The organism is Sphingomonas sp. PEI4, from assembly GCF_056679955.1.
The window spans coordinates 2,134,224-2,154,697 of the sequence record NZ_CM155258.1 but is presented as its reverse complement, the minus strand read 5'-3'; the positions used below and the strand labels follow the sequence as shown (position 1 = coordinate 2,154,697).

Annotated in this window: 17 protein-coding genes and 1 pseudogene; 12 read left to right on the top strand and 6 right to left on the bottom strand. The window is 61.0% G+C overall.

Annotation, left to right across the window (positions count from 1 at the left end):
* Nucleotides 1-191 precede the first annotated feature (191 nt).
* The 3 genes and pseudogenes from AC1MLZ_RS09840 (at nucleotide 192) to AC1MLZ_RS09830 (ending at nucleotide 4,524) form a co-directional block, all read left to right on the top strand.
* Nucleotides 192-2,336, top strand: a complete 2,145-nt coding sequence (locus AC1MLZ_RS09840) for a TonB-dependent receptor (protein WP_480958285.1) — start codon at nucleotides 192-194, stop codon at nucleotides 2,334-2,336.
* 119 nt (nucleotides 2,337-2,455) lie between these two features.
* Nucleotides 2,456-3,681: pseudogene (locus AC1MLZ_RS09835) on the top strand (alkaline phosphatase family protein); the annotation flags it as partial.
* Between the two features lie 9 nt (nucleotides 3,682-3,690).
* Nucleotides 3,691-4,524: a phospholipase domain-containing protein gene (locus AC1MLZ_RS09830; protein ID WP_480961521.1), complete on the top strand. Its 834-nt coding sequence runs from the start codon at nucleotides 3,691-3,693 to the stop codon at nucleotides 4,522-4,524.
* 575 nt (nucleotides 4,525-5,099) lie between these two features.
* On the opposite strand, the gene AC1MLZ_RS09825 is transcribed toward AC1MLZ_RS09830, so the two are convergent.
* The gene (locus AC1MLZ_RS09825) at nucleotides 5,100-5,990 is read right to left on the bottom strand and encodes a LysR family transcriptional regulator (protein WP_480958284.1); all 891 of its coding nucleotides are present in this window, start codon (nucleotides 5,988-5,990) and stop codon (nucleotides 5,100-5,102) included.
* 124 nt (nucleotides 5,991-6,114) lie between these two features.
* Here AC1MLZ_RS09825 and AC1MLZ_RS09820 point away from each other — a divergent pair, with 124 nt between their 5' ends.
* Nucleotides 6,115-7,158, top strand: coding sequence for a zinc-dependent alcohol dehydrogenase family protein (locus AC1MLZ_RS09820; protein WP_480958283.1), 1,044 nt, complete (start codon nucleotides 6,115-6,117; stop codon nucleotides 7,156-7,158).
* 97 nt (nucleotides 7,159-7,255) lie between these two features.
* Here the strand turns inward: AC1MLZ_RS09820 and AC1MLZ_RS09815 are convergent, their stop codons facing one another.
* Nucleotides 7,256-7,960, bottom strand: coding sequence for a Crp/Fnr family transcriptional regulator (locus AC1MLZ_RS09815; protein ID WP_480958282.1), 705 nt, complete (start codon nucleotides 7,958-7,960; stop codon nucleotides 7,256-7,258).
* Between the two features lie 191 nt (nucleotides 7,961-8,151).
* Here AC1MLZ_RS09815 and AC1MLZ_RS09810 point away from each other — a divergent pair, with 191 nt between their 5' ends.
* From AC1MLZ_RS09810 to AC1MLZ_RS09795, 4 genes are all read left to right on the top strand, one after another.
* Nucleotides 8,152-10,389, top strand: coding sequence for a TonB-dependent receptor (locus AC1MLZ_RS09810; protein ID WP_480958281.1), 2,238 nt, complete (start codon nucleotides 8,152-8,154; stop codon nucleotides 10,387-10,389).
* Nucleotides 10,390-10,632: 243 nt separating this feature from the next.
* A complete protein-coding gene (locus AC1MLZ_RS09805) occupies nucleotides 10,633-11,820 on the top strand; it encodes an acyclic terpene utilization AtuA family protein (RefSeq protein WP_480958280.1) in 1,188 nt (395 codons plus the stop codon).
* Nucleotides 11,804-12,109 (top strand): DUF4387 domain-containing protein, encoded by a 306-nt coding sequence (locus AC1MLZ_RS09800; RefSeq protein WP_480958279.1) that lies wholly within the window; start codon nucleotides 11,804-11,806, stop codon nucleotides 12,107-12,109. Before AC1MLZ_RS09805 ends, AC1MLZ_RS09800 begins: the two co-directional genes overlap by 17 nt.
* A gap of 79 nt (nucleotides 12,110-12,188) precedes the next feature.
* Nucleotides 12,189-13,577, top strand: coding sequence for an MFS transporter (locus AC1MLZ_RS09795; RefSeq protein ID WP_480958278.1), 1,389 nt, complete (start codon nucleotides 12,189-12,191; stop codon nucleotides 13,575-13,577).
* Between the two features lie 163 nt (nucleotides 13,578-13,740).
* On the opposite strand, the gene AC1MLZ_RS09790 is transcribed toward AC1MLZ_RS09795, so the two are convergent.
* A complete protein-coding gene (locus AC1MLZ_RS09790) occupies nucleotides 13,741-14,295 on the bottom strand; it encodes a TetR/AcrR family transcriptional regulator (RefSeq protein ID WP_480958277.1) in 555 nt (184 codons plus the stop codon).
* A gap of 148 nt (nucleotides 14,296-14,443) precedes the next feature.
* Here AC1MLZ_RS09790 and AC1MLZ_RS09785 point away from each other — a divergent pair, with 148 nt between their 5' ends.
* Nucleotides 14,444-14,806: a darcynin family protein gene (locus AC1MLZ_RS09785; protein ID WP_480958276.1), complete on the top strand. Its 363-nt coding sequence runs from the start codon at nucleotides 14,444-14,446 to the stop codon at nucleotides 14,804-14,806.
* Between the two features lie 305 nt (nucleotides 14,807-15,111).
* On the opposite strand, the gene AC1MLZ_RS09780 is transcribed toward AC1MLZ_RS09785, so the two are convergent.
* Together AC1MLZ_RS09780 and AC1MLZ_RS09775 are read right to left on the bottom strand one after the other, a co-directional pair.
* On the bottom strand, nucleotides 15,112-16,542 hold the full coding sequence (locus AC1MLZ_RS09780; RefSeq protein WP_480958275.1) for an IS1182 family transposase: 1,431 nt from the start codon (nucleotides 16,540-16,542) through the stop codon (nucleotides 15,112-15,114).
* A gap of 377 nt (nucleotides 16,543-16,919) precedes the next feature.
* Entirely contained in the window at nucleotides 16,920-17,483 is a 564-nt protein-coding gene (locus tag AC1MLZ_RS09775) for a TetR/AcrR family transcriptional regulator (RefSeq protein WP_480958274.1), read from the bottom strand.
* 122 nt (nucleotides 17,484-17,605) lie between these two features.
* Here AC1MLZ_RS09775 and bdcA point away from each other — a divergent pair, with 122 nt between their 5' ends.
* Both bdcA and AC1MLZ_RS09765 read left to right on the top strand, forming a co-directional pair.
* The gene (bdcA, locus tag AC1MLZ_RS09770; protein ID WP_480958273.1) at nucleotides 17,606-18,319 is read left to right on the top strand and encodes an SDR family oxidoreductase; all 714 of its coding nucleotides are present in this window, start codon (nucleotides 17,606-17,608) and stop codon (nucleotides 18,317-18,319) included.
* Nucleotides 18,312-18,992, top strand: a complete 681-nt coding sequence (locus tag AC1MLZ_RS09765; protein WP_480958272.1) for an NADPH-dependent F420 reductase — start codon at nucleotides 18,312-18,314, stop codon at nucleotides 18,990-18,992. The genes bdcA and AC1MLZ_RS09765 overlap by 8 nt, the downstream gene beginning before the upstream one ends.
* Before the next feature lie 150 nt (nucleotides 18,993-19,142).
* Here the strand turns inward: AC1MLZ_RS09765 and AC1MLZ_RS09760 are convergent, their stop codons facing one another.
* On the bottom strand, nucleotides 19,143-19,520 hold the full coding sequence (locus tag AC1MLZ_RS09760) for a VOC family protein (protein WP_480958271.1): 378 nt from the start codon (nucleotides 19,518-19,520) through the stop codon (nucleotides 19,143-19,145).
* 179 nt (nucleotides 19,521-19,699) lie between these two features.
* On the opposite strand from AC1MLZ_RS09760, the gene AC1MLZ_RS09755 reads away from it, so the two are divergent.
* Nucleotides 19,700-20,452 carry an SDR family oxidoreductase gene (locus tag AC1MLZ_RS09755; RefSeq protein WP_480958270.1) on the top strand — a complete coding sequence of 251 codons (753 nt, stop codon included), beginning with the start codon at nucleotides 19,700-19,702 and terminating at the stop codon, nucleotides 20,450-20,452.
* The last annotated feature ends 22 nt before the right edge of the window (nucleotides 20,453-20,474 follow it).

The following is a 20,474-nucleotide window of genomic DNA, read 5'->3' as shown; positions in this document are numbered from 1 at the left end:
AAATGAAGAAGTTGCGTGTTTTTCTAATATCTTGCACTTCACTCGTTGCAGCGGGGCCGTGGATATTCTCGGCGCATGCGCAGGAGATCGTAGCGTCATCTTCGGCTGAACCCGCACCCTCAGTCTCGACGACGCAGACTGAACCAGTAGAAACTCAAGCAGAAACCCGGAACGCCAACGCCGACATCGTCGTGCTCGGGCGCGGCGAGACCCGGCAAGTGCAGACGCTGTCGAAGGCCGACATCGATGCCGCGCCGCCGGGAACGAGCCCGATCAAGATCCTCGCCAAGCTGCCCAGCGTGAACTTCCAGAGCGCCGATCCGCTCGGCATCAACGAATATTCGAGCAACATCTCGGTTCGCAGCTTCGGCCAGAACCAGTTGGGCTATACGCTGGACGGCATGCCGCTCGGTGACATGTCGTACGGCAACTTCAACGGCCTCCACATCAGCCGCGCGACGATCTCGGAAAACATCGGCGGCGTCGAACTGGCGCAGGGGGCGGGTGCGCTGGACACTGCGGCCAGCTCCAATCTCGGCGGCACCATCAAGTTCTCGACCGTCGATCCCAGCCGCGATGCGGGCGTGCTCGCCGAAGCCGGCTACGGCAGCGAGAACACCTATCGCCTGTTCGCGCGGATCGACACCGGCGACCTCGGCAACGGCGCGCGCGCCTATGTCAGTGGCGCGCGGCTGGACCAGCCGAAATGGAAGGGCAACGGCAAGACCTCGTCATGGCAGGCGAATGCGAAGGCGATCGTGCCGTTGGGCGAGAACACCACGATCACCGCCTACGCCGCCTATTCCGATCTCGCGACCGACGATTACATGGACATGTCGAAATCGATCATCGATCGCTACGGCTATAACTGGGATTATCTGCGCTACGACTGGGCGACCGCGGTCGCGCTCGCGCAGGCGTATCAGGCCAATCCGGCCGGCGATTGTACCACGAACGTCTATCCCAACGGGATCAAGTGCGTCGACGACACCTATTATGACGGCACCACGTTGCGCCGCGACTATCTCGGCTATGTCCGGTTGGAAACCAAGATTACCGACGCGCTGACGCTGCGGATTCAGCCCTATATGCATCACAACAAGGGTGAGGGAACATGGTGGTATCCCTATTCGGGCACGCCGGGCGGTGCGCCGTTGTTCGTCCGCAGCTCGGGCTACCGCATCCAGCGCGAGGGCCTCACGGGATCGCTGACATATCAGCTCGGCAACCACGAGCTAGAAGTCGGCGGCTGGTACGAACACAACAAGTTCACCTATCGCCGGTTCAAATACGGCGTCGCGAGCGACGGCAGCAACTGGGGCGAGCAGCAATGGCCTGACAGCAAAGATGTCTTCGATCGCTACTACGACTATCGCTACACGGTGAACACCTATCAGGGATTCGCGCAGGACACCTGGCAGGTCAATGACCGGCTGAAGATCACCGCAGGCTTCAAGGCGCTCGACGTCGGCGTCAGCAACGACGTCATCTATTCGACCATCGCGCAGGCGAGCGGCAAGATAAAAGCCAAGGACCTGTTCCTGCCACAAGCCGGCTTCAACTACATGATCGATCCCAAGGTCGAGCTGTTCGCGAGCTATTCGGAAAACATCTCGGCGTTCGGCTCGGGCCCGTTCGGTACCGACCAGGCGACGTTCGACGCCAACAAGGGCAACATCAAACCGGAAAGCTCGCAGACCGCGGAAGGCGGCTTCCGCTTTCATCTGCCGCATTTCGAGGGTCTGCTGTCGGGCTATCACGTCACCTTCCGCAACCGGCTGGCCAGCTTCAGTCCGTGCGCGGTAATCGAAACCTGCGCCAGCATCACCTCCAACGTCGGCAGCGTGAATACCAACGGCGTCGAACTGGCGGGCACCTACAAGCTCATGCGCCACGTCTCGCTGTTCGGGTCCTATTCCTTCACCCATGCGCGCTATGCGGACGATACGCTCAACGGCGCCGGCGAAACCGTCCTCGCCACCGACGGCAAGACCGTAACGGGCGTTCCGACGCATCTCGCCAACGCCGAACTCGCCTATGACAACGGCGCGGTCTTCGGACGGTTCAATCTCGCCTACCAGAGCAAGCGCGACTACACCTATCTGAACGACAGCTCGGTGCCGGGACGCGTGCTCGCCGATTTGACGCTCGGCTTCCGGCTCGAAGACTCCAGCCCGGTCGGCAAGCTCGAGGTTCAGGCGAATGTCACCAATCTGTTCGACAAGGATTACATCGCCAATGTCGGCGGCACGAACAGCGATCTGAAGGGCACCTACCAGGGCATGATGGTCGGTGCGCCCCGGCAGGTTTTCGTCACCGTCAGAAAGCGCTTCTAAGCCGTAGAACGCAGGCCGTTAGACCGACGCGTACCGCGGATGTCGCGGATGTCATCAATGACGGCGGGTAAGCGGCCGACGCGTGTCGCCTCCGCTGTATCGAGAAAACACGAGGCTCCATGTCGGATACCCGCCGAAACTTCCTCAAACTCATGGCGGCTGCGGGCGCGGTCGGTGGCCTGAACGCCCCGATCGCCCGCGCGCTCGCGCTGCCCGCGGCACGCCGTACCGGCACGATCCAGGACGTCGAGCACATCGTGGTCCTGATGCAGGAGAACCGCTCGTTCGATCATTATTACGGATCGATGCGCGGCGTCAGGGGCTTTGGCGATCCCCGCCCGATGCTGCTGCCGGGTGGTCGTTCGGTGTGGGAACAGCCGCTCACGCGCGGTGCGGAGAGCGCGGTGCTTCCGTTCCGGCTCAACGCCGGCGAGCACAACGCCAACGCGATGCAGAGCCTCGACCATAGCTGGAAGGGATCGCACGCGCTGTGGAAGAACAACGATGCGTGGGTTGAGAAGAAGACCGCGCTGACGATGGGCTATCACACCCGCGACGACATCCCGTTCTACTATGCGCTCGCCGACGCCTTCACGCTGTGCGACGGCTATCACGCCTCGCTCCACGGCCCGACAAACCCCAATCGGATGTATATGTATGCCGGAACGAGCGGCCTGTCGGTCGGCGACACGGGGCCACAGCTCGTCACCAACGCCGACGATAACAACTGGACCGGCGACGCCTCCCGCGATGACCCCAAGTTCAAGGGGCTGACCTGGACGACCTATGCCGAACGCCTGCAACAGGCCGGCATCTCGTGGCGGGTCTATCAGGAATACGACAATTTCGGCGACAACACGCTGAGTTCGTTCGCCAACTTCCGCGGGCTCGATCCGTCATCGGACCTCTACAAGCGCGGACGATCGATCGTAGCGGGCTCGACGCGCGAGAATGCTGCCGCGTCGGAGGGAGAGCATCTGGTCGAGGCGATCCGCCGCGACGTGATGAACGATACCCTGCCGCAGGTCTCGTACATCGCCGCGCCCTACAAATTGTGCGAACATCCCGAGGCGTCCGCGCTCGAATACGGCCAGTTCCTGACCGCGCGCATCCTCGGTGCGCTGACCGCCAATCCGGCGGTGTGGGGCAAGACCGTCTTCCTGATCAATTACGACGAGAATGACGGGTTTTCGACCATGTTCCGCCGGTGCTCCCGGCGCTGAACCGCGCGATGGGCGCATCCACCGTCGACGTCGCCGGCGAGAGCTTCCACGGTGAGCCGGTCGGGCTGGGCCTGCGCGTGCCGCTGACGGTGGTGTCGCCGTGGAGCAAGGGTGGCTGGGTCAATTCACAAATGTTCGATCACACCTCGATCATCCGGTTCATCGAACAGCGGTTCGGCGTGATCGACACCAACATCACGCCGTGGCGACGTGCCGTCACCGGCGACCTGACCAGCGCGTTCGACTTCGCGCACCCCGACCGCGCGCTGCCGGCCAGATGGCCCGATACCGCCGACAGCAAGCGACTGGTGGAGAGCGGCCGCCTGAAGACGCGCCCCGCGCCGCCGCTCGCGCAAGACAGGCCGCAGCAGGAGCCGGGCCGCCGCCCCGCACGTGCGCTGCCCTATGATCTGGCCGTGGACGGCATCCGGAACGCCGCGCAACGCTTCGATCTCCGCATCACGAACACCGGTAAGGCGGGGGCAGGGTTCAATGTCTATGCGCCCGACGATCACCAGGGCCCGTGGTTCTACACCGTCGAGGCGGGCAAATCGCTGGCCGATACGCTGCCGCTGCCCGTGTCGGGCGACTATTGGTACCGGGTACACGGACCCAACGGATTCCTGCGCGAGTTCAAGGGTACGAGCATGCAAATCCACCAGCCCCGGATCGAAGCGCGGTTTGCGGCCCGCGACGACCACTTCGACATCACCGTGATCGCGGCTGCATCCTCCGGGTGCGACGTGACGATCGAACACCTCGATTATCTCAGCGAGCCGGTCCGCGTGATCGCACTGCAACCGGGGCAGCGAAGGACGAGCCGCTTCGACATAAGGTCAAGCAATCACTGGTACGACATGATCGTCCGGATCGGCGGCAGTCCCACCACAGTACGTCTCGCCGGACATGCCGAGACCGGCCGGTCGAGCGTGAGCGACCCCGCCTACGGCCGGCGTGCAACTTGACCGCGATTCTTTTAAGCAAAGGCTAGTTATTTCCAGTCAAACAAGACAGGTCAGCCACATTCGTATTAGATACAGCTTCGTTCCGGATCGCGAATCAGGCGAAAAGGTTCTATTCCGTCGATAGACCCAGTAACCGATCCATTCGTTTCAGGCCGCACTCCCATGTGCATATTCATGGGAATCAGTCCATATGATCTGGCCTATCCGCGACTTAGCAAATTTATTCGTGGGTGCGCCAATGCGAGACGAAAGACGTGCTGAAGCAGACAGCGCACATTACTTAGACCAATAAGTGATCGCAGATTCTACAATCCCGAAAGCGGCCAGCCCACTTACCTACCAAACGAAGACCTTCGTTGCTGGGAAGCAGGCGTACCATTACTTGATTCCTCTTGGGAAAGCCGCTGGCATGGCTGCGGGATCTACTAAAGTCAGGCGATCTACATGAACGAGCGGCCGAAGTTGGGGAGCCGAAAACGCGCGGCGAATGACCACGTCTGGGTCTCGTAGTCGCTTAGTTGCTCGGCGACTGATAATCGGTGATGCCACCTACGGCTAGCGAGGGTCTGCTTTTGTCAAACCGCTAGCGGTCTTGCGACGCCATCAGACAGCTTCATCCACTCAATGAAGGTCCGCATGGCGGCAGGCATGTGGCGTCTGCTCGGGTAGTAAAGTTGGAAGCCCGGGAACGGCCTGCACCAGTCCATCAACACGCGTTGAAGCGATCCGTCCGCAATATGCTTCTCGACCCTGCTTTCAACTAAAAGTGCGACGCCGCAACCCCGCAAGGCGCCTTCGAGCAGGAGGTCGGTATCGTTTGCGGTCATGACGCTGTCGACAATCACGTCCACTGGCCCCTTGGGGCCATCGAAGTGCCAAGGATGCAGGGCACCGGTTTCGTACCAGCGGTACGTTAGGCAGGCATGACCGTTTAGCTCGGCGGGCGACTGCGGTGGCGGCCGCTCAGCGAAATAGACCGGCGACGCCACGACAGCCATGCGGAGGTCCGGGGTGAGGGGCACCGAGATCATGTCCTGCTGAACGATCGAGCCCGACCGGATCCCGAAATCGAAGCCTCTGCCAATCACATCGATGATGCTATCGTCGATCACGAGATCGAGCCGGATGTCGGGATAGGCGGCGCGAAAGGCCGCCAGTTTTGGCATGACGATCAATTGTGCCGCTATTCGCGGCATGTTGATCCGCACGAGCCCGCGTGGCTGCTGCTGAAAAGCGGCGACATCACGCACCGCATCTTCAACCTCGGCGACCGACGGTTTTAGACGCTCCAACAAGGCTTGCCCCGCCTCGGTTGGCGCGACGCTGCGGGTCGTACGGTGGAGGAGACGGGCGCCCAGACGCTGCTCGAGCGATCGCATGCTGTGACTCAGCGCCGAGGGCGAAATATTCAGCCTCAGGGCAGCACCTCGAAAACTTCGCTCATCCGCGATGGCCATGAAGGCCATCAGTTCAGCAAACTCTGCGCCACGCATACTGATGAATCCTGCTCACCGGCCCGTGCCGATCCCAGTCCATTATACTGTTATCGTGGATGACCGATATCTGCTTAAGGCACGAAGAGGATCGACGATGACGGACATGATGCAGCGCTGGGAGATGGACGGGATCGGTCGTGATCGCCTGACCTTGCGGGAGCGGCCCATTCCGACACCCGGGCGGCAAGAGGTGCTCGTCAAGGTCGGCGCGGTTTCCCTCAACCACCGCGACAAGATGGTTATCGATAGCGGGCGCGGGCTTACGCTCGACTTTCCATTCACGCCGGGCTCGGATCTAGCTGGCCGCATCGTGGCGATGGGCGACGATGCCGAACGGTTCGCGGTTGGCGATCGCGTGATCTCTTGCTTCACGCCCGAGTGGATCGATGGTGCCCGCGCAGGCACGGCCCGCACCCCAGCCTATCGCACCCTCGGCGGCTATTTCGCCGGCGTACTGGCAGAGTATGTTGTACTGCCCGAAGACTGGCTGGTCACGGCACCAGCGGCACTGGACGACGCCCGGGCGAGTACGCTGCCCTGCGCCGCGCTCACCGCTTGGTTCGCGCTGGTCGAGCGCGGCGGAGTACGCGCCGGCGACACCGTATTGATCCGGGGGACTGGCGGAGTGGCGCTTTTCGGGCTCCAGTTCGCGAAGTTGCATGGGGCGAGGGTGCTCGTCTCTTGCAGCTCGGAGAAGATCGATCGTGTCCTGGCGCTGGGAGCCGACCATCCGATGGATCGGCACCGAACGGGTTGGCTCGAAGCGCTATACGCGTTGACCGACGACCGAGGCGCAGATCATATCCTGGAGACCGTCGGCGGTACTTTTCTCGGCCAGTCGGTACAGGCTGCGGCGATTGGCGGACGCATCTATCAGATCGGCGCGCTCGATGGGTTCGACCTCTCCTCACCCGCCATGCCGCTGATGATGAAGGACGTGACGATCCAGGGCATTGGTACCGGTCATCGTCGTGCGCTTGAGGACCTGGTGCGCGCGGTCGCACGGACCGGAATGACGCCGGTGATCGACAGCCGCTTCGCGTTCGCCGATCTATCGGACGCACTCGATCGTCTTGACGCTGGCCCGTTCGGCAAGATCGTGATCGATACGTGCGACATCACCCTGCCGCCGACCTGAATAAATGCCGAAACTCGGGGAGCGGACACGCCGTGAACGTTTGGATCCTCAGCTATCGTCCCTTCAGCAGTCTTTCATCGCGAAGCGATCGGGGCATTCAGTAACTGCAGATCTGGTGTAGCCTTACAGGGTCCAAAACGATCCATTCGCCCCGATGCCTTTCTACCAGCTTTAGCTGCTTTAGGTTTGCCACCTCGCGATGCACGCTCTGCCGTGTGACGTCGAAGAGATCAGCGATGTCACTTTGCGTGATCGGTAGAGCGATGCGGACGCCGCCTTCGCTCGTTTCCGATCCTGCATGTTCTGCGAGGTTATCGAACATCATTGCTACGCGTTTTCCGAGACGCTGGGTCGCACGCTGCTCGCGGCTGGCCATTTGCCGAGAGATGGCCTCCGCGAACTTCCGGCAGAGCGCCTCAGGGATCTCCGGATGCCGGTGATACAACTCCCAGAAATCATCACGATCGAGTTGCCGCATAACCGCCGGGGTCAGCGCGATCGTCGTGTGGTTGTGCATGCGCCGAGCGATCATCGCAGTTTCGCTAAAGCAATTTCCGGACGCGTAGATCGTAATAAGCGCCTGCCGCCCGTCGACGTGCAGTCCAATGAGGCTCAGAAAGCCACTTTCGACCTGGAAGATGCGCGTTGCCGCCTCACCGGCGCGCTTTACCGGCATGCCGGGGTCGACGGTGAAGCGCGTCATGCGGGCCTCGACGGCCAAGCGCACCGTACCCGGAAGTGCACCGATCCAGTTCTCCCGGTTGATGATGCCGGGCACCGGGGGGGCCGCGCCGTCGTCCATTATAGTTCCTCTCCGCGCTGCAATACGCAGCTGCGCCCGAGCCTATAGCTCGAAAGATTGTCGTTCGATGTAACATTGGTGACACGTTCGAACCTATCCCAGAGTGCAAACGGTCCGGCAGCGGATGGTGAAAGCACCGTCGCGTCAATGAGACCCGCAGGTCAAATGCGGGGGCAGGGGAGGACCTGAGTATGCATTCCTACCAAACGATCTTGTGCGCGGCGACGCTTGGCAGCTTTGCGTCAATGCCGGCCTATGCGCAGACGACACTTCCACCGGAGGGCATGCCGACTGAGCAAGCCAAGGCCTCCGGGATCCAGGACATTGTCGTCATGGCGCGTCGCCGCGAGGAGTCACTGCAAAGCGCGCCCGTTACTGTCACGGCGTTCACCAATGCCCAGCTCCAGGAGAAGGGCATCAACGACTTTGCCAAGCTTGCTCAGGCCACTCCAGGCGTGAACTTCGACGCATTCCCTCGTGCTGCTCCCCGCCCCTTCTTCCGGGGCATCGGAAGCGCCAACCAGGGTGCGGGAGGGGACCCGTCGTCGGTTGCCTTCCTTGACGGGGTCTATCTCGGCCGTGCCGCGATGCTCGGAATCGATTTTTTCGACATGCAGCGCATTGAGGTTCTGAAAGGGCCCCAAGGCACACTGTTCGGAAAGAACGTCGTCGGCGGGGCGATAAATTTCATCACCGCAAAACCGACGCGGGATGCAAAGGCACAGGTTCAGTTCACGGCCGGCGAGTTTTCGCAGCTGAACGGCAACGTGATGTTGAACGTCCCCATCACTGATACGATCGCCACGCGTATCGTGCTCGGTGCGGTGAGTAACGATGGTTTTCGCAAAACTCCGATAGGCCGTCCTCTCGACGACGAAAATAAAATGAGCGCGCGGATGCAGACGATGTTCGGTCTCGGCAGCGCCACAACATTCCTGATCTCAGCCGACATCGCAGACCAGGACCTCGCGCCAGGGTCCCGCTTCAACGTTCGAAGACTTTCGTTCCACCCCACCAGGCCGAATGCCGGCTACGACGACTACGACAAGCCGCGGATTGCGGATCCTGATCGCTATGGTTTCATCAGATCGACGACCGGTGGCGTTCGCGGCGAGCTGAACACCGAGGTACTTGGCTTCGCAACGTTGAACGCGACCGCAGCATGGCGAACGCTGGACTACGACTCCTCGGACGACCTAGACGGCGCCACCGCCGCTGTGAATGCCGCCACGGGAGTACTGGTGCCCGCAATTCAGATACTGGCAAAAGAGCAAGCGGACTCCTATTCGGCCGAGACCCGGCTAACCTCACTTGGTTCCGGGCCGTTCAGCTGGGTGGCAGGTCTGTACTACAATCGCGATGACATTGATCGCGAACGGGAGAGCGAGACCGAGGTAATCGACAACAGCGAGAACCGCTTCGTCGCACACTCTCGCAACCGCAGCTATGCCGCGTTCGGCGAGGCGCAGTACAAGTTCGACTTCGGCCTCGGGGTGTTTGGCGGCGCGCGCTATACGGACGAGAGGAAGGTTTACGAGGTCACGCGGCTGACGGGTAACCCGGTCCTGCCGACTGTGAACTACTCGACGTTCGGCACCCCCGGCGTCACGCGGCAAAAGCTCGTCACCTACCGCGTCGGCACCGATTTCCGCTTCAGTGACAACATCTTCGTTTTTGGCACCGTATCCACCGGGTTCAAATCAGGCGCTTTTCAAGAACAGCCGGGATCAGCCATACTGGCCCGGGTCGCAACCGCGCCAGAGAAGGTCACCAACTACGAGGCGGGGATCAAGACCGACTGGCTGAACCGCCGGCTGAGGTTGAACGTGTCCGTGTTCCAGGCGGAATATCGCGATCTGCAGACGATCCAGGTCATCCCGGATGCGACCGCAGGACCCGGTGGAACGCGCGTATCCACCGACACGGGGGACGCGACGATCAAGGGCATCGAAAGCGAACTGGTGCTCGCGCCTGTCGAGTTTGTCGATCTAACGGCGCGCTACACCTACCTCCATCCCTTCTTCGATCGGCTGACGCAAACCTCTGCGATCCTTGCCAACGGCGCCGTAGTGCAGCGGAACCTCGCAGGCAGTCGTCTCAGCCGTACCCCGCAGCATGCGATGACCGCGGACCTTGGATTCACGTCGCCCAAATCGGACTGGGGCTGGCTGCGGGCTGTAGTATCACTCGACTACCAGAGCGACATCTTCGACGATAACGACAACGATTTCATCGAGTATCGTCGGCCGCGGACCCTTTGGGATGCTAGCGTGACCTATCACGTCGATGCGCGGTTTTCTGCAAGGTTCTGGGTCAAGAACCTGACCGATAAGGAATATCGCGTTTACAACGTGGACCAGGCCAACGGCCTATTCGTGCAGTACGGCGCCCCGCGGCAGATCGGAGTGACACTCGATGCACGTTTCTGAACTCGCCCGCGCTCCGGTCAGGATGCGAGTATGACGCCCGCACTCGAACAGACATGCAACGTCATCGTCCCGGTCGGGGCTCTTGGTGCGGGTGTGCGTACGGAGGACGTGGCTCGCGGCATTACGATGGGCGCTCACGCGATCGCGTGCGACGCAGGTTCGACTGATAGCGGTCCGGCGTATCTAGCGACAGGGAGGTCCAAATACTCTCGTGATGCGGTCAAGTCCGATCTCGCCATCCTGATGATGGCGCAGGCCAATGCTGGAATCCCGCTGCTGATCGGCTCGTGCGGAACCAGCGGATGCGACATGGCGCTCGACTGGATGTACGACGTTGCCGTCGAGATCGCGCGCGAGAACGGATTGAGCCCGCGTATCGCTCTGCTCTATTCGGAGCAGCAAGCAGCGGTGCTCGAGGAGCGTGCCACGAACGGCGGTATCATGCCGCTGGCACCTGTCCAGGATGTCCCGCCAGGCGTCTTCGCGGCGTGCGACCACATCGTCGCCCTGATGGGGCCAGAGCCGTACATAGAAGCCTTACGCACGGGTGCTGACATCGTCCTTGGTGGACGGACTACAGACACCGCCGTCATCGCTGCGGTACCGTTAATGATGGGCGCTGGTGCAGGCGCTGCGTGGCATGCTGGCAAAACTGCGGAATGCGGCGGACTCTGCACGGTCCGCTCACGCGACGGAGGCGTGATCGTTCGCGTCGGTATCGACCATTTCGACGTCGAGCCGCTGGCCACGAGCAACGCGTGCACGCCGAAGACGGTGTCGGCCCATATGCTCTACGAGAATAGTGATCCGTTCCGGCTCGCTGAGCCGGGCGGCGTTCTGGACGTCAGCACCTCACGTTACGAGGCGCTCGACGATCGGATCGTACGCGTCTCGGGATCGGTCTTCGAACCTGCGCCATATACCATGAAGCTGGAGGGCGCATCCGGGGGACCGTTCCAGACGATCATGCTTGTCGGTATCCAGGACCGCGGCGTGTTGGCCGAGATCCCACGTTTCATCGCTCAGATGGAAGGTTTCTTCCGATCGCGGTTGCAGGCGACGATCGGGGTTCGTCTCGGAGACTACGACGTTTCGCTGCGAGCCTATGGCTGGAACGGGGTTACGGGGGAAGCGGTGGATCCAGCCGCGCCTCCGCCGCGCGAAATTGGCCTGATGTTCGTCGCCACCGCATCGACGCAGGAGCTGGCAACGCAAATAGCCAAGACCTGCAACCCGGCTTTCTTCCACATGCCGCTGAACATTAATCAAGAGCTTCCGAGCTACGCCTTTCCATTCTCGCCGGCCGAGATCGAGCGCGGACAGGTTTACGAGTTCAGGCTGAACCACGTGGTTCGGGTTGACGACCCGCTGGAGCTTGTTCGGATCCGATACCCAGGTGCGGAAGGGGTTAATCATGCCGAAGTTGAGTAACGTCTGCTCGCATGTACGTTCAAAGAATGCCGGGCCCTTCTGGATCACCGTCGATCTTTTCTTCCCTGATGCCGGGACGTTTGCACATTACTCGAACGCCCCGTCGCTCACTGGTTCGGCAATTGCCGCGGTGTTCGGCGTTGACCCCGTCAGTATGAAGCGTTTCGAGGTGACGGATCTTTCGGTGCTGAAGTTCTCCTATCCTCGTGCCACGCCGCAGGGCGGAACGGTCGAGCGGGACATGCACGGCGGTCAGCAATACGTGAGGTTGCTTGATGTCGAGCTCTGATCCCAGTAGCGGTCGACCGACTGCAGGTATCATCACCCAAGCCCTCTACGGACTCGGTGCTGTCTCAAGCGGGATCAAAATGCGCGCGTTGAGCGCGTTCCTTCTGCTGTACTACAATCAGGTGCTCGGTCTTTCCCCGACGCGTGTGTCGTTAGTCATCACGGTGATCCTGGTCTTCGACGCTATCTGCGATCCCGTCGTCGGGCATTTGTCAGACCGTTTTCGCTCGCCTTGGGGCCGGCGGCATCCCTTCATGTATCTGTCCGCCGCGCCGCTGGCGATCGGGTTCTTCCTGCTCTGGAACCCGCCGACTGGTCTGGCCGATTGGCCGCTTCTCTGCTGGCTGTTCGCCTGCCTATTGTTGATCAGGGTCTCGGATACCTTCTTCGAGTTGCCGTCCGCGGCCCTCGCGCCTGAACTCGTCGAGGACTATGACGGCCGCACGCGGATCGTGAACTTCCGCATCTTCTTCCGTACGATCGCCGGGCTGCTCGTGACGGTCCTTGGACTAGAGGTCTTTATGCGCGAGCGGCCTGATGGGTCGGGCGGCGCGACGGAGCAGGCAGGTTACTTCGGTTTCTCCCTTACGATGTCGGCGATCATGTTTACCGTGATCGTCACCTCGGCTGCGGCGACGCACCGGTTCATTCCCTACCTGCGCCGCCCCGTGCCGACCAAACACCGGGGTGGCACATTTTGGCAGGATACAATGGGTATCCTGCGCAACCGATCCGCAGTTGCCATGCTCGGGGTTGGCGCTTTCCAATCGGTTGCAGCTGGTGCGAAGACCGGACTCGACCTGTACTTTGGCCTGTATTTTTGGGAACTGTCGCAGTCGCGGCTGTCGCTCATGGCAACTATAGGTGCTGTCGGGGCTCTCGTAGGCGCATCGGTAGTAGGAGTGGTAAGTCGCAGGCTGGGGAAGCGTCGCGGCACGATAATCTGTTACACACTCGGCCTTTTGAACGGCGCAATCCCGATCGCGCTTCGATTGTTAGATCTTATGCCGCGAAATGGATCGAACGCCCTGTTCGTCATCCTTGCAGCGGAAGCCTTCTTTCTCGGGATGCTTTACGTGATGAGCGCTGTCATGATGAACTCTATGCTCGCCGACGTCGTAGAAGATGTCGCGGTCAAGTCCGGGCAACGTTCGGAAGGGCTGCTCTTTTCAGCCGATCAGTTCTTTACCAAGGCGGTATCTGGACTAGGGGTCATGGTATCGGGTGGAGTGCTTTCGTTGATCGCTTTTCCCCGGGACGCAAAGCCGGGGGAAGTGGATCCCGAACTGATTTTCAGACTGGGTGCCCTGTATCTGCCGACGGTCATTGGGATGACGCTCATCGCGATCGGGTTACTTTTCGCTTACCGGATCGATCGGACGCAGCACGAGCGGAACCTTGCGACTTTGCGGACGAACGAGGCCGACGAGATCCGCGTGACGCCGGAACTGGCCCCGACCGTCTCGTAACAAATGCTCATCGACCCCATTCCACCGGCAGCGTGATCCTAGTGGCCTAATACTGATGAACGGACGTCTGATGTTGGGACGTCCGGGAAACGTCACGAGCCTCCAGTCATGGGTCCGTGCGGACCTCCCAGGCGCATTTTTATCTGCGTCCATCGTATGAGAGTCAGGCCTCAGCGCTGTCGGGCATTGACAGATATCCAAGTACGGCGCGGCGAACCCGCACCATGAGTTGTGCCTGTCGCTCCTCGCCGCGTTCGCCTGCGGCATCGATCATTCCCCGGATAATCGCTAGAACATCCCCCGTGGCAGATACAGCGTCAGACTGGTGGGGAAGGTCCGGCCGGGCAAGAATGTCTGCGAGAAGTGTGACGATACTCGCTCTTACAAACTGAGTGTCGGCATCGAAAGGCAGGCGGGCTTCCTCGAAATCGAGCAGTCGTGCCAGGCGAGGGCGACGCATTTGGTGGCGAACAGCGGCTTCAATCACGCCATTTAAAGCGCCCCGCCCGGCAACCACGATACTCGCGGCCTCAACCTCCTCGATAAGCCGGGATGTTTCGCGGGCAATCAACGCACCGAGCAGCGCATTTTTGTCAGGAAAGTACTGGTACAGCGTGCCAATGCTGGTGCCGGCTAATTCAGCCACTGCATTAGTGGTGAAACCACCATGCCCCTGCTCCTCCAAAATGCGAGCAGAGGCTTCGATGATCGCAGCCACGGTGTGCTGCGCGCGCGCCTGCCTTGGCTGTTTTCGTGGGCGCGTGCGATGGTCTTGAGGCTGTGCAGTCATGATGGCCAATGCGAGTAGCTAAGGTGAGCGTATGCTCACATCCTAATAGCGTCAATCAACGACGCAAGGATGCATCATGGACACCCAACCCACTCAGTTCGAAACCGCACTCACGACCTTCTTTATGGTTAAGACCTCGCCGGAATGGCTAGGTTTCACGTTCGAGACGCGACTGACCCATGCACGAAACACTTTCCAGCCAATCCTCGATGAATTCAAGGGGCGGGTTCGCCTAAATTGGTACGACGTTGAGTTCTACACGGCAAGGATTAGCGATGTCTGGATGATCGAGTCAAAGGATCATCACAGCTATCAACTGTTTTGTGAGAAGTTGCGCGAGACGCCGTTCTGGGACCGCTTCTTTCTCGTTCATGACATTTTCCCAGGTGAACTGAACGCCTGGGCAAAGAACTACGAGGTCGAAGCTCTCCAATCGTAAGGTTCAACGTGCGGTGTATGCCGCTCAGTGGCGCTGCTCCGCTCCACACCCTGTGCGGGTGGAGCGAAAGAGCAGCGTTCTTCATGCCCTTCTTGTGGCCGTTCCCGAAACACCATCCAGACCGTGCGAGAACTCGCCGTCACATGGGCACAGACGTCTTTTGTTAAACCGTGGAGCTGGGCGCAAATATTTTTGAGTTACTGCCGTGGTGGCGCTCTGGTGGCGCTCTGGTGGCGCTCTGGTGGCGCTGTGGTGGCTTCAAGGGGAGGCCATTGAGCGCTGCGCAGCAGATTTGGCGAGCTTGATCAGCCCTGTACGGCCCTGATCAACCCCGGCACGCCGATGAGGGTAATGGCTCTTCTTAGATTGTAGGCGAGCGCGGTCAGACTGAACTCGGCGCGAACCTTCTCCAGCCCGCGCATCAGGAATGCGCCCTGGTTCATCCATTGCTTGATCGAGCCGAACGGGTGTTCGACCGTCTCGCGGCGAACGGCAAGAATATCAGGGCGCGCAACCAAGCGCCCCGCCATGCGGTCCAGCACCGCCTCGTTTTCCCAACGGTTGATGCGCCGCCAGCGACTGCTGGTACAGTTCACCTTGATTGCGCAGTCCGAACAGGCGGCGGGGTTGGAATATTGGATGTTGGCGTGGCCGCGCGTCACTGCGCGATAGCTGATGTCGAGGGTCCGGCCACCCGGGCAGTGGTACGCGTCCGCCTCGGCATCGTAGCAAAAGAGATCCTTAGAGAAACGGCCATTGGCGATGGCGCTGCCCCGTCTCGGCCGGGCGACGAAGGGTGTGATACCATTCGCCTCGCATGCTTCGATGTCCTCGCCTTTGTAATAGCCCATGTCGGCGACCACATCGATCTGCTCGACGCCTAGCGCGTCTTTCGCCGCCCCAGCAGTGGGTGCCAGCAGACCCATGTCGGTGCCGGCGTTGGTAACGTGCTGCTCGACGATCAGCTTGTGTTTCGCATCCACCGCTACCTGCGCGTTGTAGCCCACCGTGGTCTTTCGACCCGTGACCATCGCGCGCGCATCGGGGTCGGTTAGCGATATCTGGCTCTCGCCGCTGGCGTTCAGCTCGTGCAGCATCGCCTCCTGGGCCTGACGCCGCTCGCGCACCCTGGCGATCTTTGCGGCCAGCGCCCCGCTGCGGCCAGGCCCATGGCCATCCTCGCCGCGGTCGATGGCGTCCATCTCGGCAAGATACCCCTCAAGCCGCTCGTCGGCCGCGGCAATATACCTGGCCAGCTTGTCACGGGAGAAGTTGCGTGCCGGGTTGTTCACCGCCTTCAGCCGCGTGCCGTCCACCGCCAGCAGCTCGCGCCCGAACAGGTCGAGCTTGCGGCATAGGACGACGAAGGCGCGGAACACTGCCTTGAAGGCGCTCCGGTTGTCGCGACGAAAGTCAGCGATGGTCTTGTAGTCTGGCCGAAGCCCACGCAGCAGCCAGATCAGCTCGAGGTTGCGTGCCGCCTCGGCTTCCAGCCGTCGGCTCGACCGCACCCGGTTGAGATAGCCGTACAGGTACAGCTTGAGCATGTCGCCCGGGTCATAGCCTGGCCGCCCCGTCGCCTTCGGCCGCGACCGATGAAAACCGGCCTCGCCCAGATCGAGGTCATCAACGAACGCGTCGATGAACCGAACCGGACTATCCGCTGCCACATAATCCTCTACCGATGCCGGCAGCAGCAGCGCCTGGTCGCGCGCATGACCCTGGATGTATGCCATGGCCACAGCATACGCCCGTCAGCAACCTTGTGGAATCACCCAGCGAGTTTTCGCACGGTCTGCCATCCCTTTTGAGAAAACCTGGCAGTCAGAGGGAGGGGCTTGCCGTCCTAATTTCACTCTGGGAGTGGACATGAACAAGCGGCCGGAGTTGGGGAGCTGTCCCGTTGCTCTGAGCGTCTGCTTTTGGGTCCGTGCGGCCCTCCCAAACCCCGCTGTCTGGGAACGCTAAACATTCCCATAACTCCGTCTTCTTTCCGCAATTTCGGGAAAGAGTAATTGGGAACGGATTTTGGGAAAACAGGCCTCAAGGCCTCACTCGGTATGATTGCCGCGGACGCATTCGCAATACGGGTTCCTTTACGGGAACGTCGTGTTCACCTTTCCCGACCTTGCCTATCAAGCGCGAACGTCTGTTCAAGACCGACTCCTGCGAGACGGGCGGTTGCGAGCAGGCGATCAAAATTGTGCCCGTTACGGGCGCTGGCGGACAGCCCGGCCATTACGGTGCTCATATAATCTTGGATACACGCGGCTTGATCGGGATAACGGGCGGCAATGAATCGATAAATCGCCTTCTCCCCAGCCGTAAGGAAAGCGCCAGCCGCGCCTTTTGCTTCTCGGTCGGCACAGCGCGCACCCTCGATGACGAGGCAACCCGCCGCGCCTGGATCGGCTGCGTAGCGCCGGGCCGCCTCTTCCAGCACCGCCAAAAGGCATTCCGCGATCGGTCGTTCCGCGTTTAGCAGATCGAGCAGCGGGATCGCGCCGTGGGCGGCATAACGATCGAGGATGCGGCTGTAGAGGTCCGCCTTGCTACCAAAGGCGGCATAGAAGCTCGGCGGATTTATTCCGATTGCCTGGGTGAGGTCGGCAACGCTGACCGCATCGTAGCCGCGGGCGTGAAAAAGGCGCTGGGCGGTCGCGACCGCTTCGTCCAAGTCGAACTGGCGCGGTCGGCCACGTGTGCGGCGGTTTTCTGTTTGCTCCACTACAAATACCTTGACGCGCGGGTTGAACCATTTATGTAGCGCATCGTAAGTTATGGATCAAGGAGAGTGCGATGGGTGCGTTCGAGGGAAAATCCGTTCTTGTGCTGGGTGGTAGCCGCGGGATCGGCGCGGCAATCGTTCGGCGCTTTGCAGCGGATGGCGCGACCGTGGTCTTCACCTATTCCGGCTCGCGAGACGCAGCCGAAGCGTTGGCGGCCGAGACGCGCAGCACGGCCGTGGAGACGGACAGCGCGGATCGCGACGCGGTGATCGCCCGCGTGAAGGACAGCGGCGCGCTCGACGTGCTGGTCGTCAATGCCGGCATCGCCGTGTTCGGCGACTCGCTGGAACAGGACCCGGACGCGATTGACCGGCTGTTCCGGATCAATGTTCACGCGCCGTATCATGCATCAGTCGAGGCGGCGCGCCAGATGCCCGAGGGCGGGCGCATCATCGTTATCGGATCGGTGAACGGCGATCGGATGCCCGTTCCCGGCATGGCGGCTTACGCGCTCAGCAAGTCAGCGCTGCAAGGGATGGCACGTGGGCTGGCACGCGACTTCGGGCCTCGCGGGATTACGATCAACGTCGTGCAACCCGGTCCGATCGACACCGACGCCAACCCGGCAGACGGACCGATGAAGGATCTGCTGCACGGCTTCATGGCGATCAAGCGTCACGGCCAGCCGGAGGAGGTCGCGGGCATGGTGGCATGGCTCGCCGGACCGGAGGCAGGGTTCGTCACCGGCGCCATGCACACCATCGACGGAGCGTTCGGTGCCTGATCCGTTGAAGCGCTCAACTATGGCCACCATCGGCATCATTGGTGCGGGGGAGGTCGGCAGCCAGATCGCCCGCGCCGCCATCGCGAACGGCTACCGGGTGGTGATCGCCAACTCGCGCGGACCGGAAACTTTGGCCCGCCTGGTCGCCGAACTCGGGCCCGACGCGCGCGCTGCGACCGCTGCCGATGCGGCCGAGGCGGGGGATTTCGTCATGGTGGCGTCCCCCCTCAAGCTCGCCAACGACATGCCGGTCGAGCAACTGGCGGGCAAGATCGTGCTGGACACCAACAACTACATGCCGTGGCGTGACGGGCGCTACGCCGTGGTAGACGTCGGTGAGAAGACGGAGCACGAGCTACGGCAGGAACAGCTCCCCACCTCTAAGGTCGCGAAGGCGTTCACGCACATTCAGGCACCGCGCCTGTTCCTGTCGGCGCGGCCATCTGGCACGCCGGGGCGGCACGCGCTGTCGGTATCAAGCGACCACCCCGAGGCGGTGGAGCTGGTCACGCGGCTTTACGATCAGTTCGGCTTCGATACGGCAGACAACAGTCCACTTAGCGAGTCCTGGCGGAGCGGCCCAGGTCAGCCCGCATGGCGCGCGCACGAACATCAGACGCTCCCCGAGTTGATCGTGAACCTTGCCAAGGCGAGACGGCTCCCGCTGAGGTAGAACGGCCGGCTCTGCCTTTCTCGAAACTCGATCGATTTCGAGAATGCGCGCGCTGTCTCGCTGGCCGTTCGTTTTCGAGAAAACCAGAACGGCAGGAAACGACCATTCACTGGTCGCCTTGGTCGATATCGTACCGGGTTGGAGGCGGCGTCACGGCGCTCGATTAACCACCGCCTCAATACGGTATCCATCGGGATCGAACGCAAAGGCCGCGTAATAATTGTCGCCATAATCAGGACGTCGCCCGGGCTGTCCGTTGCAGCTTCCTCCGTGCAGCAATGCGGCAGCGTGAAATCGATCGACGTGTTCCGGCTCGGACGCGGAGAATGCCAAGTGGAACCCCTCACCGGGTACGCTTACTTGGGCTTCAAGATTGAGTAGCAGTTTGTCACCTTGCCCGGCATATCCATAACCTACTGATTCATCTCCCGTAAAGACACGGGCATAGCCAAGTGGGGTAAGTGCCGCATCATAGAAAATCATGGCCCGTTTCAAATCGGTCACAGCAATTGATAAGTGATGCAGCATTCTCGTTCCAGCCTTAGGAAATGGTTCATATTACCTGTACCGGCGGAATTTAAGGCCGGCCATTCCCAATCGGGAAGGCTCACCCTGCACAAAGTAACCTAATCAATTTGATGACAAGGAACAGGACGCACGCAGCGGAAAGACTAGCTAGCTAATTGCCTCCATCAAGGAGCCAACGAATGAAACTGCTGGACGGTAAGGTCGCAATTATTACGGGTGCCAGTTCTGGCATTGGGAAGGCGGCAGCGAAACTATTTGCTGCGAATGGTGCGTCTGTGGTGCTCGTTGCCCGGCGGGAAGCCTCGCTAAAAATAGCGGTCGACGAAATCGAGCGTCTAGGAGGTCAAGCGATTGCGATCGTTGGTGATGTTACTGAACCGGGCACGCACGATAAGGCGGTTGCTGCCGCACGCGGGAGGTTTGGTGGCTTACACATCGCCTTCAATAATGCTGGCTCGGTTGGCACCATTGGGCCGCTCGCAGAGATTGAGCCTCGCCAATGGTCAGAAGTGTTGGCGGTGAATCTGACTGCGGCTTTTCTCGGCGCCCGAGCGCAGATCCCCGTCATGATCGAGCAAGGGGGCGGCGCGCTTGTTTTTACAGGCAGCTTCGTTGGCAACAGCGTGGGTCTGCCAAGCATGGGACCGTATGGCGCGGCCAAGGCGGGTCTTATGGGGTTGGTCCGAGGCATCACGGCCGATTATGCCGCAGCCGGCATCCGCGCAAACGCCCTCCTGCCGGGCGGCACGGCTACCGACATGGCCGGCGATGACGCCCAGCGCGAATGGGCTGCCGGTCTCCACGCAATGAAGCGGATCGCTCGACCCGAGGAAATTGCCCAAGCGGCGCTGTTCCTCGCCAGCGATATGTCGAGTTTCGTTACAGGGTCAGCGCTTTGGGTAGATGGTGGCAACGCTGCCGTGAAACTTTAGTCAGTTCTCATGATCGGGTTCT

Excerpts from the sequence above, each read along its gene's own strand:
- AC1MLZ_RS09830 (WP_480961521.1), top strand. The coding sequence starts at position 3,691 with ATGTTCGATCACACCTCGATCATCCGGTTCATCGAACAGCGGTTCGGC.
- AC1MLZ_RS09825 (WP_480958284.1), bottom strand. The coding sequence starts at position 5,990 with ATGGCCTTCATGGCCATCGCGGATGAGCGAAGTTTTCGAGGTGCTGCC.
- AC1MLZ_RS09820 (WP_480958283.1), top strand. The coding sequence starts at position 6,115 with ATGACGGACATGATGCAGCGCTGGGAGATGGACGGGATCGGTCGTGAT.
- AC1MLZ_RS09815 (WP_480958282.1), bottom strand. The coding sequence starts at position 7,960 with ATGGACGACGGCGCGGCCCCCCCGGTGCCCGGCATCATCAACCGGGAG.
- AC1MLZ_RS09810 (WP_480958281.1), top strand. The coding sequence starts at position 8,152 with ATGCATTCCTACCAAACGATCTTGTGCGCGGCGACGCTTGGCAGCTTT.
- AC1MLZ_RS09805 (WP_480958280.1), top strand. The coding sequence starts at position 10,633 with ATGATGGCGCAGGCCAATGCTGGAATCCCGCTGCTGATCGGCTCGTGC.
- AC1MLZ_RS09800 (WP_480958279.1), top strand. The coding sequence starts at position 11,804 with ATGCCGAAGTTGAGTAACGTCTGCTCGCATGTACGTTCAAAGAATGCC.
- AC1MLZ_RS09795 (WP_480958278.1), top strand. The coding sequence starts at position 12,189 with ATGCGCGCGTTGAGCGCGTTCCTTCTGCTGTACTACAATCAGGTGCTC.
- AC1MLZ_RS09785 (WP_480958276.1), top strand. The coding sequence starts at position 14,444 with ATGGACACCCAACCCACTCAGTTCGAAACCGCACTCACGACCTTCTTT.
- AC1MLZ_RS09780 (WP_480958275.1), bottom strand. The coding sequence starts at position 16,542 with ATGGCATACATCCAGGGTCATGCGCGCGACCAGGCGCTGCTGCTGCCG.
- bdcA (WP_480958273.1), top strand. The coding sequence starts at position 17,606 with ATGGGTGCGTTCGAGGGAAAATCCGTTCTTGTGCTGGGTGGTAGCCGC.
- AC1MLZ_RS09760 (WP_480958271.1), bottom strand. The coding sequence starts at position 19,520 with ATGCTGCATCACTTATCAATTGCTGTGACCGATTTGAAACGGGCCATG.
- AC1MLZ_RS09755 (WP_480958270.1), top strand. The coding sequence starts at position 19,700 with ATGAAACTGCTGGACGGTAAGGTCGCAATTATTACGGGTGCCAGTTCT.